Genomic DNA, 13,037 nt, shown 5'->3' with positions numbered 1-13,037 from the left:
CGACACTTAGGTCACCCTAAATAATGCGGCACGCGGAGCGGTACCCGACCCCGGTCTATGGACTCATAAGGCGAACTTATGACTTCCATAAGTGAAGATGTCGATCTCAGAGGCCGCCGACGCCGAGCAGCGCGAGAACCGCCCCGGTGACCGCCCCGGCGGCGCCGACCAGGCCGATGAGGAGGCCGCTCCCCGTCAGGGCGAGGTCCAGCGCGCGCACGCCCCGGCTCCGGAGGACGACCACGTGCCCGGGGTCCTGCGGATCGTAGGCGACGTCGATGGTCCACGTGTCCGCGAACTTCCCCACGGTGCGGCTCAGCCCCTCGGGATCCTTGTACAGGTAGACGGACTGCTCGCCCGGGGCCCGCTCCGCCGCGACCGTGACCCCGTGCTTGCGCAGGCGGTGCTCCTCACGGGAGGGATACGAGGTCGCCCAGCCGAGCACCAGGAAGAACAGCCCGAGGAAGCCGCTCGGAATGATGATGACGATCCCGGCGGCGTGCCCGGTGGCGATCACCAGCACGCACAGCGCGACGATCGCGAGGGTCCCGTAGAGCGCCCCCCGCTTGATCACCCGGAAGACCCTCCCGACGGACGGGTCGCCCAGGCGGGTGCTCGATATGTACCCGGCGCCGTCGATCGTCTCCGGCCGCTCCGGCAGGGCCGCGTTGACTCCGTCGGCGAACGCCGTGGCGGCCGCCTCGTCCACGTCCGCGAACCGCTGGACGTGCGGCGTCGCACCGGCCGGTGCGGTCAGCTCGACGGCCACGGTCCGACCCTCGACGCGGACGCGTGCCACGGCCTTCAGCGGGATGTGCAGCTCCTCGCGGGCGCGGCGGAGCAGCAGCGCCTGCCCTTCGGCGCGCAGCCCGGTGCCGTCGGGTCCTCGGAGGGCGGGAATGGGGGACGTGATCGACATGGCGCGATCGTAAGGGCGGGCTGACTCTGAGTGAAGGGCCTGTCCACGGCGAGAGCCGGCCGCGCCCGCCGCGGCGCCGGGACGTCCCGTCAGTCGCCGACCGACAGGACGACCCCGACGATCCCGCCCACGCAGAGGGCCGCGCCGGTGAGAGCCCTCGTCACCAGGCCGACCAGCCGCCAGGGCGTCACGGCGGTGACGGCGCGGTACGGGGCGTGGGGCAGGTAGCGCACGCGCAGCTCGCCGCCGCCCCTCTTCGAGGCGTACGTGTGGCTCCGGCCGGCCGCGTCCGTGTACCGGTACACCCGGCGGGCCCGCCTGCCGTCCGTACGGTGGGAGAACTCCGCCGTCGTCGTGACGCCGTCCCGCCCGTAGGACCACCACCGGTGGAGCGCGTGGCCGGCGTTCAGGGCGAGGGCGGCGCCCACGAAGGCGACGGGACCGGCGAAGGGGAAGGCCCAGCTGAACTCGCGCCCTCGACGCGGTAGGCGGTCTCGTCGTCCTCATCGGCTGCGGTCAGCCGCACTTCGACGACCTGCCCCTCGGCGCGGACGCGCCCGACGGCCGCCAGGGGTATGCGGTGCTCCCCGTCGGCCCGACGGAGGTGCACCGCCCCTTCCTCGAACCGGAGGGCGGTGTCGTCGCTGCCGAGCAGTACGAGGGCCGTCACCTCTTAAGACCGGCGACGAACGCGGTCCAGGCGGCGGTGGGGACGAGGAGGGCGGGGCCGGTGGGGTTCTTGCTGTCCCGGACGGGGACGACGCCGGTGACGCCGTCGAGGACTTCGAGGCAGTCGCCGCCCTGGCCGTTGCTGTAGGAGCTCTTCCGCCACGCCGCGTCCGTGAAGTCGTACGAGACCTCGACGCAGTCGCCGCCGTCGCCATTGCTGTAGGAGCTCTTGAACCAGTGGGCGTGGGTCAGGTCGTAGGCACGCATCGTCTGAAGTCCTCCGCCGCCGACTCGATCAGTGCGAGGGACGCCTCCGGCGACAGCGTGGCGACCCTGAGCAGATCGTAGGCGCGCTGTGCCTGCTTCACCACCGCCGGATCGTCGAGCAACGTGCCCGAAAAGCCGGTCTCCGCATAGGCCGTTGGGGGCTGGTCCTCGAACTCCATGAGCTTGAGCGAGCCGGTCATGTAAGCGTGCGCGCCGACCGAGCGAGGCAGGACGGTCACCAGCGCTCGCCGCTCCTGCGCCAGCGCCGTGATGTGGTCGAGCGTCGCGGCCATCACGGACGGGCCGCCCACGGGGGTGAGCAACGCGTTCTCGTGCAGGACGGCCCAATACTCCGGGCTTGTAGGGCCCCTGAGGACCGCCGCCCTGCCGATGCGTGCCGTGACCTTCTCCTCGATGAACTCCTCCGTGGCGAACGGGTGCGTCGCCACCGTCACCGCACGCACGTACCCCGCGGTCTGCATCAGCCCCGGCACCACCGTCGGTGCGAACTCGCAGATCTTCGTCGCCACCGCCTCCAGATCCGCCACCGCGTGGAAATAGGAGGCGTACGGCGACTTGTCGATGAGCTTGCGAACCGTGCGTTCGAAAATACCGCCGGTTTGTAGGACCACGTCGATTCTCTGCGCCACGTCCAACTGCGGCTTTCGGATTCCCTGCTCGAACAGGCCGATGTACGCCCCTGAAACGAACACCCGTCCGCCCAGTTCCTCCTGGGTGAGGCTCGCGGCCTCCCTGCGTTCCTTGAGCACTTCCCCGAAGAACACCCAGGCATCCTGCTGCTTGCCTCTGGCCATGGATTAACTCCCCAACCCTACCCCGCAGTTGTACGACCTGCACATCTGTCGATTCTACGGATCCGCCGCCACCCTGGTGAGGCGAAGCAGGAAATGGATTCGGAAAGGCATACGTTGGTGAGGAAGACATCATGAAGAAGACCCCGGAGGCGATCGAAGTCGCACAAGAGGCAGTGACCGAATTGCGTGAGGCACTCGCGAGGGCCGGAATCCGGCTTCCCTCGCTCGGGCTCGACGTCGTCACCCTCGCCGCCGATCCTCCGAGGCCGCTCGTCGAATTGGGATGCTGCACGGTGGAAACGGCACGGCTCCTCGCCGCCGCCGTCCTGCCGGGGGAGGAGAACCGGTCATGACACTGCCCATCGGCTCGTACGTCGTCGAGATCCGCACCGGGCGGGTCGGGAGGGTCATGGGGCACGTGGGGCCCTATGTCCAGGTCCGGCCGCTCGGCGGCGGACGGGAATGGGACGTGGAGCCCGACGGGGTACGGGAGGCCACCTCGGCCGAGCGGCTGAGCGCGGCCACGGCGCACGTGAACGCGCGGAGCCGCGGCGAGGTGCCCTGACTCCGCGGGGCTCCTTAGTGCTCCTTCACGACTCGGGCCCGGGGCGCCTCCGCCGTACGGGAGAATGAGCCCATGAGTCTGTTCCGCGACGACGGCATCGTGCTGCGCACCCAGAAGCTGGGTGAAGCGGACCGCATCATCACGCTCCTCACGCGCGGTCACGGGCGCGTACGCGCCGTGGCGCGCGGGGTGCGGCGGACGAAGTCGAAGTTCGGCGCCCGGCTCGAACCGTTCTCGCACGTGGACGTGCAGTTCTTCGCCCGGGGCAGCGAGCTGGTCGGGCGCGGCCTGCCGCTCTGCACGCAGAGCGAGACCATCGCCGCGTACGGCAGCGGCATCGTCACCGACTACGCCCGCTACACCGCCGGCACCGCCATGCTGGAGACCGCGGAGCGGTTCACCGACCACGAGGGCGAGCCCGCCGTGCAGCAGTACCTGCTGCTGGTGGGCGGGCTGCGGACCCTCTCCCGGGGCGAGCACGCCCCCCATCTCATCCTCGACGCCTTCCTGCTCCGCTCGCTCGCCGTGAACGGCTACGCGCCGAGTTTCGAGAACTGCGCCAAGTGCGGCATGCACGGGCCCAACCGGTTCTTCTCGGTCGCGGCGGGCGGCGTCATATGCGGCGACTGCCGGGTGCCGGGAAGCGTCGTACCCTCTCCGGAGGCCATCGGCCTGCTCAGCGCGCTGCTCACCGGCGACTGGGCGACGGCGGACGCGTGCGAGCCGCGTCACGTCAGGGAGGGCAGCGGACTCGTGTCCGCCTATCTGCACTGGCATCTGGAGCGCGGCCTGCGCTCCCTGCGGTACGTAGAGAAAAGCTAGGTAGGAGAGACCACGTCATGGCCATCGCACGACTGCTCGGTCGCCAGCGCCGGGAGTACAGCGCCCCCGAGCCGCACCCGTCCGGCGCCCGCCCGCCGAAGCTCCAGTCCGAGCTGGTCCCCGAGCACGTCGCGATCGTCATGGACGGCAACGGCCGCTGGGCCAAGGAGCGCGGCCTGCCCCGCACCGAGGGCCACAAGGTCGGCGCCGAGCAGGTCCTCGACGTGCTGCAGGGCGCGATCGAGATGGGCGTGGGGTCGATCTCGCTGTACGCCTTCTCCACGGAGAACTGGAAGCGCTCCCCCGAGGAGGTGCGCTTCCTGATGAACTTCAACCGCGACTTCATCCGCAAGTCCCGCGACCAGCTCGACTCGCTCGGCGTCCGGGTGCGCTGGGTCGGCCGGATGCCCAAGCTGTGGAAGTCGGTCGCCAAGGAGCTCCAGGTCGCGCAGGAGCAGACCAAGGACAACACCAAGCTCACGCTCTACTTCTGCATGAACTACGGCGGCCGTGCGGAGCTCACGGACGCGGCGCAGGCGCTGGCCGAGGACGTGCGGGCCGGCCGGCTCGACCCGGCGAAGATCACCGAGAAGACGATCCAGAAGTACCTCTACTACCCGGACATGCCGGACGTGGACCTGTTCCTGCGGCCCAGCGGCGAGCAGCGCACCTCCAACTACCTGATCTGGCAGAGCGCGTACGCCGAGATGGTCTTCCAGGACGTGCTGTGGCCCGACTTCGACCGCCGCGACCTGTGGCGGGCCTGCGTCGAGTACGCCCAGCGCGACCGCCGCTTCGGCGGCGTCGACCCGGCCGACATGGCCGTCCTCGACAAGGGCTGAGCCGCGGGTGGACGGAGCGACGGAGCACCGCACCCGGGACGGGGTCGTCCTCGTCTACCCGCCGGACCTCGCGGACGTGAGCGAGGCCGTACGCGTCCGGCTGCGGGCCACTCGCTGGTGGCCCGCGCTGCGGTGGGCGGCCCGCGGCGCCTGCGCGCTGGCCCTCGGCGTCGCCGCCCTCGCGCTGTTCGTCGTGCGGGAGCCGGACCCGGGGACCGCGGTCGTCATGACCCTGCTCGGCCTCGTGGCCGTGACCGCCGCCGAGCTGGTGCCCTGGGGGACGGCGCGCAGCCTCTTTCTGACCATCCGGTCCCAGGGCGAGGCGAGGGCCGTCGTCGGCGAGGACGGCGGACGGTGGACCACCCGGGACACCGACGTCACGATCCGGTGGGCCATGCTGCCCCGGTACGTCGAGACGCCCCGCCTCTTCGTGCTGCTCACGGCCCGGCGGACCGGCACCGGCTTCGCGTACCTGCCCAAGAGCGGACTCTCCGACCCGGACGGCGTCGACCGGCTGCGGGCGGTCCTGGACCGGAACTCCGCCCGGGGGTGAGCTGAGCGCCCGGGGTGAGCTGAGCACCCGGGGTGGGCCGAGCACCCGGGGTGGGCCGAGCACCCGGGGTGGGCCGAGCGTGCGAGAGGGCCCGTACCCCGGGGGTACGGGCCCTCTCGTATGTCAGGTCACCGCTCGCGCGTCACTTCCCGGCGCAGTCCGCGCAGGTTCCGAAGATCTCCACGGTGTGCGCCACGTTCACGAAGCCGTGCTCGGACGCGATGGTCTCGGCCCACTGCTCCACCATCGGGCCCTCCACCTCCACGGCCTTGCCGCAGACGCGGCACACCAGATGGTGGTGGTGGTCGCCGGTCGAGCAGCGGCGGTACACCGTCTCGCCCTCGCTCGTGCGCAGCGCGTCGACCTCGCCCGCGTCCGCCAGGGACTGGAGCGTGCGGTAGACGGTGGTGAGGCCGACCGAGTCGCCGCGGTGCTTGAGCATGTCGTGCAGCTCCTGGGCGCTGCGGAACTCGTCCACCTCGTTCAGCGCCGCGGAGACGGCGGCACGCTGCTTGGTCGAGCGGCCTCGTACGGGGGGTCCTGCCGTCACCACGGGGGCCTCCTTGAATGCTTGTCTGCCCCCGCCATTCTGCCAGCCCCCCGCGGCCCTGAGTCCGGGCCCGATCAGACCTTCACGTCGTCCGAGGGGCGCCGGGTCGCCGGAACCGGTGCGTCACAGCTCTCCGCGCCCGCCTCGGCCGCCCGCGCCCGCCGCTTGGCGAGCGGCGTGGCGAGCAGGGTGAGCAGGACGAAGACGCCGATCGCGTACAGGACGATCGTCGCGCCGGGCGGCACGTCCTGGTAGTACGAGGTGACCGTGCCCGCCAGGGTGACCGTGATGCCCGTCACCACCGCGAGGACGAAGGTCGCGCGGAAGGACTTCGACAGCTGCTGGGCCGCCGCGACCGGCACCACCATGAGCGCGCTGACCAGCAGCAGGCCGACGACCCGCATGGCGACCGTGACGGTCACCGCGGCCGTGACGGCGATCAGCAGGTTCAGGGCGCGCACCGGGAGGCCGGTGACGCGCGCGAACTCTTCGTCCTGGCTGACCGCGAAGAGCTGCCGGCGCAGGCCGACCGTGACCAGGACGACGAAGGCGGCCAGGATGCCGATCGCGGTGATGTCCTCCTCGGAGACCGTGGAGAGCGAGCCGAAGAGGTAGGAGCTGAGGTTGGCGTTGGAGCCGGTCGGCGAGAGGTTGATCAGCAGGACACCGCCGGCCATGCCGCCGTAGAAGAGCAGCGCGAGCGCGAGGTCGCCGCGGGTCTTGCCGTACGCCCGGATCAGCTCCATGCCGACCGAGCCGACGACGGCGACCAGGGTCGCCATCCAGACCGGGCTGGAGTTCAGGAGGAAGCCGAGGCCGACGCCGGTCATGGCGACATGGCCGATGCCGTCGCCCATCAGAGCCTGGCGGCGCTGGACCAGGTAGATGCCCACGGCGGGCGCGGTGATGCCGACGAGCACGGCCGCGAGGAGCGCGCGCTGCATGAAGGCGAGATCGAGCATTTCCATGATCAGGTCAGCTTCCTCAGGTCAGCAGACCCGTACGGAGCGGCTCCCCGGCCGCGTGCGGATGGACGTGGTCGTGGCCCGGCAGCGCGTGCTGGCCGAGGGCCTCCGGCGGCGGGCCGTCGTGGACGACACAGCCGTCGCGGAGCACGACCGCGCGGTCGATCAGCGGCTCCAGGGGGCCCAGCTCGTGCAGGACGAGGAGGACGGAGGTGCCGCCGGCGACCTGCTCGCGCAGGGTCGAGGCGAGGATCTCCTGGCTCGCGAGGTCGACGCCGGCCATCGGCTCGTCCATGATCAGGAGTTCGGGCTCCGAGGCGAGCGCGCGGGCGATCAGGACCCGCTGGTGCTGGCCGCCGGAGAGCGCGGAGACGGAGTCCTTGGCGCGGTCGGCGAGCCCGACGAGCTCGATGGCCCGCTCGACGGCGGCCTTGTCGGCCCTGGTCAGCCAGCCGAACCTGCGGCGGGAGAGCCGGCCGGAGGAGACGACCTCGCGGATGGTGGCGGGGACGCCGCTCGCGGCGGTGGTCCGCTGCGGGACGTAGCCGACGCGCGCCCAGTCGCGGAAGCGCTTCCGGTCCGTGCCGAACAGCTCGATCGTGCCGCCGGTCAGCGGGACCTGGCCGATGACGGAGCGGACCGCGGTGGACTTGCCGGAGCCGTTGGCGCCGAGCAGCGCGACGACCTCGCCGCGGCGGACGGTGAGGTCGACACCGCGGAGGACGGGCCGGGCGCCGAGAGCCGCGGTGGCTCCGCGGACGGAGATGACGGGTTCCCGTTCCGATGCCGGGGCTGCCATGGCTCGTACCTCCTGCTGTGCGGTGATCACTTCGCGCCGAGGGCCTTCTGCAGCGCGGCGAGGTTGGAGCGCATGACCTCGATGTAGTCATCGCCCTTGGACGTGTCCGTGATTCCCTCCAGCGGGTCGAGCACGTCGGTCTTCAGACCGGTGTCGCCGGCGAGGGTCTTGGCGGTCTTGTCGCTCGCGAGGGTCTCGAAGAAGACCGTGGTGACCTTGTCCTTCTTCGCGACGTCCTGGAGTTCCTTGATCCGGGCGGGGCTCGGCTCGGACTCGGGGTCGATGCCGGAGATGCCCTCCTGGTCCAGGCCGTAGCGCTCGGCGAGGTAGCCGAAGGCGGAGTGGGTGGTGATGAAGGTCTTCGTGGTGGTGTTCTTCAGGCCGTTCGCGAAGTCGGTGTTCAGGTCGCCGAGCTTCTTGACGAGCGCGTCGGTGTTCTTCCGGTAGTCGGCGGCGTTCGCCGGGTCGGCCTTCTCCAGGGCGGTGCCGACACCCTTGGCGACCTCGGCGTACTTCACGGGGTCGAGCCAGATGTGCGGGTCGTTGCCGGCCTCGGAGCCGTGGTCGTGACCGGCTTCCTCCTCCGCGTGCTCGCCCTCGGCGTGCTCCCCTTCGGCGTGGTCGTGGCCCGCGTGGCCGACCCCGGTGCCGTGGGCCTCGAGCTTCGTGAGGGTGGCGACGTCGACGGTGTTCTTCACGCCGGCCTGGGCGATCGCGTCGTCGACGGCGGGCTGGATGCCCTTGAGGTAGAGGACGACGTCGGCCTCGCCGAGCTCGCCGATCTGCTTCGGCTTGAGCTCCAGGTCGTGCGGCTCGACGCCGGGCTTGGTGAGCGTGTCGACGGCGACGTGGCCGCCGCCTATCTGCTCGGCCAGGTACTGCATGGGGTAGAACGACGCCACCACGTCGAGCTTGCCGTCGCCGCCCTTGTCGGCCGCGTCGGAGCTGCCGCCGCAGGCGGAGAGGGTGACGATGCCGAGCGTGACGGCTGCGGCGGCGGCGGTGCTGGATATGAGGCGGCGACGTACGTTCATGACACTCATTTTCAACAAAACTGGAAACGATTGTCAATTGTCGTACGTGTGGCCCCGCCCACGCGACCCCTCGCGCGGTCCCCCCACCGAACCGATTTGATACGGGGGGTGCGGGCGCCGGTAACCTGTGGCATTCGCACTTCGTCGTCGTAATGAAGAGAGCACCGTGGCCGCCGACAAGATCGACACCATCGTCAGCCTGAGCAAGCGCCGTGGCTTCGTCTACCCGTGCAGCGAGATCTACGGTGGCCAGCGCGCCGCCTGGGACTACGGACCGCTGGGTGTCGAACTCAAGGAGAACATCAAGCGTCAGTGGTGGCGTTACATGGTCACCGCGCGCGAGGACGTCGTCGGCATCGACTCGTCGGTCATCCTGGCCACCGAGGTCTGGGAGGCCTCCGGTCACGTCGCCACCTTCACCGACCCGCTGACCGAGTGCACCTCCTGCCACAAGCGTTACCGCGCGGACCACCTGGAGGAGGCGTACGAGGAGAAGCACGGCCGTCTCCCCGAGAACGGCCTCGCCGACCTCAACTGCCCCAACTGTGGCAACAAGGGCACCTTCACCGAGCCCAAGAACTTCTCCGGCCTGCTCGCCACGCACCTCGGCCCGACCCAGGACTCCGGCTCCGTCGCCTACCTGCGTCCCGAGACCGCGCAGGGCATCTTCACCAACTTCGCCCAGGTGAAGACCACCGCGCGCAAGAAGCCCCCGTTCGGCATCGCGCAGATGGGCAAGTCCTTCCGGAACGAGATCACTCCGGGCAACTTCATCTTCCGCACCCGCGAGTTCGAGCAGATGGAGATGGAGTTCTTCGTCAAGCCGGGCGAGGACGAGCAGTGGCAGGAATACTGGATGGAGCAGCGCTGGAACTGGTACACGGGCCTGGGTCTCCGTGAGGAGAACATGCGCTGGTTCGAGCACCCGCAGGAGAAGCTCTCCCACTACTCCAAGCGCACCGCCGACATCGAGTACCGCTTCTCCTTCGGCGGCAGCGAGTGGGGCGAGCTGGAGGGCGTCGCCAACCGCACGGACTACGACCTGAGCGCCCACTCCAAGGCCTCCGGCGCCAACCTGTCCTACCTGGACCAGGAGTCCGGCGAGTCGTACACGCCGTTCGTCATCGAGCCCGCCGCCGGTGTCGGCCGCACCATGCTCGCCTTCCTGCTCGACGCGTACACCGAGGACGAGGCCCCGAACGCCAAGGGCGTCATGGAGAAGCGCGTCGTGCTGCGCCTCGACCACCGCCTGGCCCCGGTCAAGGCCGCCGTCCTGCCGCTGTCCCGCAACCCGCAGCTCTCGCCGAAGGCCAAGGGCCTCGCGGCGGACCTGCGCCAGAACTGGAACATCGACTTCGACGACGCCGGCGCCATCGGCCGCCGCTACCGCCGTCAGGACGAGATCGGCACCCCGTTCTGCGTGACCGTCGACTTCGACACCCTCGAGGACAACGCGGTGACCGTGCGCGAGCGCGACACCATGAAGCAGGAGCGCGTCTCCCTCGACCAGATCCAGAGCTACCTGGGCAGCCGCCTGATCGGCTGCTGACCTCCGGTCGCGTACGGGAGAGCCCCCGGTTCCGATGTCGGAACCGGGGGCTTTGCCGTGCCGTGTGTCGTACGCCGTCGGGTGGCGGGCCGTGTCAGGCGGTCGCCGCTTCCGCCTCGGCCTGGCGCCGTGCGCCCTCGGCCGCGCGGCGCTTCCCGAACCAGGCCGTCCACACGCCCAGGACGCCGAGCACCCCGTAGATCATGACCGGGCTCAGCACGACCATGGTCCTCGTCGGGAGCGCGTAGGCGAGGGCGACGCGGAGCAGCGCCTCGGCGACGTACGCCACGCCCCACACCAGCGTCATCGTGCGCATGGTGGAGCGGAAGCCCTCGTACTGCCACATGCCGTTCCACCAGGCGGTGCTCGCCGGGGTGCCGTCGGTGGCGAACTTGCGCCCGAAGTAGAACATCAGCGGGCGGGGTGCGAGCAGGGTGGCCAGGCAGAGCAGCCCGAAGAGGCCCGTGATCCCGGAGTCCTTGACCAGCAGCGCGCGGGCGGTGTGCGCGCCGATCAGCGAGACCAGGGCCGTGATCACCAGGAACACCAGAGTGACGACGGCGAACTCGTCGATCCTGCGCCGCCAGGCGACCATGATCGCGCTGTCCAGGACCGGCCAGGCGCTGCCGGCGAGCAGGGCGGCGAACTCGGACCAGCCGTGGTCCTCGGTCAGGACGTTGTACGTCAGGATCGGCGCGACGACGTTGAGCCCGATGGTCAGGACCCAGCCGACGGCGGCGGCGGGGCCCGAGCGGGCCGGCGGCTTGTCGGGTGCGGACATGGTTCCCCCTGGGAGCGGTGCAGTGCGGTCGCGGTGCGGGGGAACGCTAGTCATGTACCGGACAGGGAAGGGGAAAGTCCAGGCCAAATGATCTTCAAATGGGCATGGCGCTCAGGCCCGGAGCGCCCGCTGCACCAGGGCGACGACCGCCGCGAACGCGTCCTCCACGCCCGGCGCGGACCAGTCGGCGGCGTGTGCGGGGTTGTGGAAGCGGTCCGTGGCGTCGAAGACCGCGCGGGCCGTCGTCCCGAAGTCCCGCTCCGGGGCCGTGAACAGCCCCTCGCCGTGACCGGCCTCCAGGATGCGGGCGATCTGCTCCACGAGGTGCTCCTCGTGCCGGTCGACCACCGCGCTGTTCTCGCCGATCAGGACCTGGAACGTGGCCATCAGCTCCGGATCGCCGCCGGCCTTGCGCCGCTTCAGGGTGAACAGGGCCGTGAGCCAGTCGGTCAGCCGCTCGTCCGCGGGCCGCTCGCCCTCGACGTGCGGCCGCAGCGCGACGATCGTCCGCTCCAGCCACCGCTCGGTCACCGCCTCGCGCAGGGCCGCCTTGGTGCGGAAGTGGCGGTAGACGCTGCCGTGGCTGACGCCGAGGACCCGGGCCACGTCCACGACGGTCGCCTTCGCCGGGCCGTAGCGCCGCAGCACCTCCTCGGTGGCTTCGAGGATGCGCTCGGCGGTCAGGGTCTCGGTGGCGGCCATGGAAGGACAGTACCTGTCAGTGCTCGCTGTCCAGATGCGCCATCTGCGCCGCCGGGTAGCGGTCGCCGGCCGCCGCGCCCGCCGGGACGGCCTCCTCGATCGCCGCCAGGTCGGCGGCGTCGAGCGTGACGTCCAGGGCGCCGAGCGCCTCCGCGAGCCGGTCCCGGCGCCGGGCGCCGACCAGCGGGACGATGTCCGCGCCCTGCCGCTCGGCCTGGGCGAGGACCCAGGCGATCGCGGTCTGCGCGACGGTCACGCCCTTGGCCTCGGCGAGCGCCCGCAGCCGGTCCACGAGGTCCAGGTTCCGCTGGAGGTTGTCGCCCTGGAAGCGCGGGCTCATGCCCCGGAAGTCGTTCGCCGCCAGCTCGCGGTCCCGGGTGAAGTGGCCGCTGATCAGCCCGCGCGACAGCACGCCGTACGCCGTGATGCCGATGCCCAGCTCGCGGGCGGTGGGCAGGATCTTGTCCTCGATCGACCGGGAGATCAGCGAGTACTCGATCTGGAGGTCCGCGATCGGGGCCACGGCCGCGGCCCGGCGCAGGGTGTCGGCGCCGACCTCGGAGAGCCCGATGTGCCGGACGTGCCCGGCCTCGACGAGCTCGGCGATGGCGCCGACGGTCTCCTCGATCGGCACGTCCGGGTCGACGCGGGCGATGCGGTAGATGTCGATGTGGTCGGTGCCGAGGCGCTGGAGCGAGTAGGCCGCGAAGTTCTTCACGGCGGCCGGCCGCCCGTCGTACCCGGTGAAGCCGCCCTCGACCGTGCGCAGGGCACCGAACTTCACGCTGGTCAGCGCCTGTTCGCGGGCGCCCGCGGGGGCCGTGCGCAGCGCCTCCTCGATCAGCAGCTCGTTGTGTCCCATCCCGTAGAAGTCGCCCGTGTCGAGCAGGGTCACCCCCGCGTCCAGGGCGGCGTGGATCGTCGCGATCGACTCGGCGCGGTCGCTCTCGCCGTACAGCGCGGACATGCCCATGCAGCCGAGACCGAGGGCGGAGACCTCGGGCCCGGTGGTGCCGAGGGGGCGGGTGGGGACGGGGCGCCTGGTGGTGGTCATGGCTGTCTCCTCGGATGCGGATGCGGATGTTGCTGTGGATGCCGGTGGATCGGTGTTCCACATCAACCATGACATGACCGATGACAGATTTCAATATTTGTCATTCCGTCTCGTCTCCCGTGTCGCGCGGCCGTGCGCGCCGCCGGAAAAC

18 protein-coding genes are annotated in these 13,037 nt (G+C 70.6%); 6 read left to right on the top strand and 12 right to left on the bottom strand.

Annotated features, from left to right (window positions below; all coding sequences use genetic code 11):
- Nucleotides 1-106: 106 nt before the first annotated feature.
- The 5 genes from AMK27_RS36375 to AMK27_RS36355 all read right to left on the bottom strand — a co-directional run bounded on the left by AMK27_RS36375 (nt 107) and on the right by AMK27_RS36355 (nt 2,670).
- Complete coding sequence (locus tag AMK27_RS36375) at nt 107-919, bottom strand: hypothetical protein (protein ID WP_073917887.1); 813 nt, start codon at nt 917-919, stop codon at nt 107-109.
- A gap of 89 nt (nt 920-1,008) precedes the next feature.
- A complete protein-coding gene (locus AMK27_RS36370; RefSeq protein ID WP_073917885.1) occupies nt 1,009-1,347 on the bottom strand; it encodes a hypothetical protein in 339 nt (112 codons plus the stop codon).
- A complete protein-coding gene (locus AMK27_RS36365) occupies nt 1,326-1,589 on the bottom strand; it encodes a hypothetical protein (RefSeq protein WP_073917883.1) in 264 nt (87 codons plus the stop codon). The genes AMK27_RS36370 and AMK27_RS36365 overlap by 22 nt, the downstream gene beginning before the upstream one ends.
- Nucleotides 1,586-1,855, bottom strand: coding sequence for a DUF397 domain-containing protein (locus AMK27_RS36360; protein ID WP_073917881.1), 270 nt, complete (start codon nt 1,853-1,855; stop codon nt 1,586-1,588). The genes AMK27_RS36365 and AMK27_RS36360 overlap by 4 nt, the downstream gene beginning before the upstream one ends.
- Nucleotides 1,837-2,670 (bottom strand): helix-turn-helix domain-containing protein, encoded by an 834-nt coding sequence (locus AMK27_RS36355; protein WP_073917879.1) that lies wholly within the window; start codon nt 2,668-2,670, stop codon nt 1,837-1,839. The genes AMK27_RS36360 and AMK27_RS36355 overlap by 19 nt, the downstream gene beginning before the upstream one ends.
- A 131-nt stretch (nt 2,671-2,801) precedes the next feature.
- Between AMK27_RS36355 and AMK27_RS36350 the strand changes: the two genes are divergently transcribed.
- From AMK27_RS36350 to AMK27_RS36330, 5 genes are all read left to right on the top strand, one after another.
- Complete coding sequence (locus AMK27_RS36350) at nt 2,802-3,023, top strand: hypothetical protein (protein ID WP_073917877.1); 222 nt, start codon at nt 2,802-2,804, stop codon at nt 3,021-3,023.
- The gene (locus tag AMK27_RS36345) at nt 3,020-3,235 is read left to right on the top strand and encodes a hypothetical protein (protein WP_073917859.1); all 216 of its coding nucleotides are present in this window, start codon (nt 3,020-3,022) and stop codon (nt 3,233-3,235) included. The genes AMK27_RS36350 and AMK27_RS36345 overlap by 4 nt, the downstream gene beginning before the upstream one ends.
- Before the next feature lie 72 nt (nt 3,236-3,307).
- Nucleotides 3,308-4,057: a DNA repair protein RecO gene (recO, locus tag AMK27_RS36340; protein ID WP_073917857.1), complete on the top strand. Its 750-nt coding sequence runs from the start codon at nt 3,308-3,310 to the stop codon at nt 4,055-4,057.
- A gap of 17 nt (nt 4,058-4,074) precedes the next feature.
- Nucleotides 4,075-4,899 carry an isoprenyl transferase gene (locus AMK27_RS36335; RefSeq protein ID WP_073917855.1) on the top strand — a complete coding sequence of 275 codons (825 nt, stop codon included), beginning with the start codon at nt 4,075-4,077 and terminating at the stop codon, nt 4,897-4,899.
- A gap of 7 nt (nt 4,900-4,906) precedes the next feature.
- Nucleotides 4,907-5,452 (top strand): YcxB family protein, encoded by a 546-nt coding sequence (locus tag AMK27_RS36330; RefSeq protein WP_073917853.1) that lies wholly within the window; start codon nt 4,907-4,909, stop codon nt 5,450-5,452.
- A gap of 142 nt (nt 5,453-5,594) precedes the next feature.
- Here AMK27_RS36330 and AMK27_RS36325 read toward each other — a convergent pair whose 3' ends face one another.
- From AMK27_RS36325 to AMK27_RS36310, 4 genes are all read right to left on the bottom strand, one after another.
- On the bottom strand, nt 5,595-6,005 hold the full coding sequence (locus AMK27_RS36325; RefSeq protein WP_030317431.1) for a Fur family transcriptional regulator: 411 nt from the start codon (nt 6,003-6,005) through the stop codon (nt 5,595-5,597).
- A gap of 71 nt (nt 6,006-6,076) precedes the next feature.
- A complete protein-coding gene (locus tag AMK27_RS36320) occupies nt 6,077-6,970 on the bottom strand; it encodes a metal ABC transporter permease (RefSeq protein WP_073917850.1) in 894 nt (297 codons plus the stop codon).
- A 16-nt stretch (nt 6,971-6,986) separates the two neighbouring features.
- A complete protein-coding gene (locus AMK27_RS36315; protein WP_073917848.1) occupies nt 6,987-7,766 on the bottom strand; it encodes a metal ABC transporter ATP-binding protein in 780 nt (259 codons plus the stop codon).
- Nucleotides 7,767-7,792: 26 nt separating this feature from the next.
- Entirely contained in the window at nt 7,793-8,800 is a 1,008-nt protein-coding gene (locus AMK27_RS36310) for a metal ABC transporter solute-binding protein, Zn/Mn family (protein ID WP_073917846.1), read from the bottom strand.
- A 166-nt stretch (nt 8,801-8,966) separates the two neighbouring features.
- Here AMK27_RS36310 and AMK27_RS36305 point away from each other — a divergent pair, with 166 nt between their 5' ends.
- Nucleotides 8,967-10,349 carry a glycine--tRNA ligase gene (locus AMK27_RS36305; protein ID WP_073917844.1) on the top strand — a complete coding sequence of 461 codons (1,383 nt, stop codon included), beginning with the start codon at nt 8,967-8,969 and terminating at the stop codon, nt 10,347-10,349.
- Between the two features lie 94 nt (nt 10,350-10,443).
- Here the strand turns inward: AMK27_RS36305 and AMK27_RS36300 are convergent, their stop codons facing one another.
- From AMK27_RS36300 to AMK27_RS36290, 3 genes are all read right to left on the bottom strand, one after another.
- The gene (locus AMK27_RS36300; RefSeq protein ID WP_073917842.1) at nt 10,444-11,130 is read right to left on the bottom strand and encodes a VC0807 family protein; all 687 of its coding nucleotides are present in this window, start codon (nt 11,128-11,130) and stop codon (nt 10,444-10,446) included.
- A gap of 111 nt (nt 11,131-11,241) precedes the next feature.
- Complete coding sequence (locus tag AMK27_RS36295; RefSeq protein WP_073917841.1) at nt 11,242-11,832, bottom strand: TetR/AcrR family transcriptional regulator; 591 nt, start codon at nt 11,830-11,832, stop codon at nt 11,242-11,244.
- 16 nt (nt 11,833-11,848) lie between these two features.
- Complete coding sequence (locus tag AMK27_RS36290; RefSeq protein ID WP_073917840.1) at nt 11,849-12,886, bottom strand: aldo/keto reductase; 1,038 nt, start codon at nt 12,884-12,886, stop codon at nt 11,849-11,851.
- Nucleotides 12,887-13,037 lie beyond the last annotated feature (151 nt).

The organism is Streptomyces sp. CB02009 (assembly GCF_001905825.1).
Taxonomy (GTDB): Bacteria; Actinomycetota; Actinomycetes; order Streptomycetales; family Streptomycetaceae; genus Streptomyces.
Note: the sequence above shows the minus strand (reverse complement) of the source record. Positions and strands in the feature narration are given on the sequence as shown.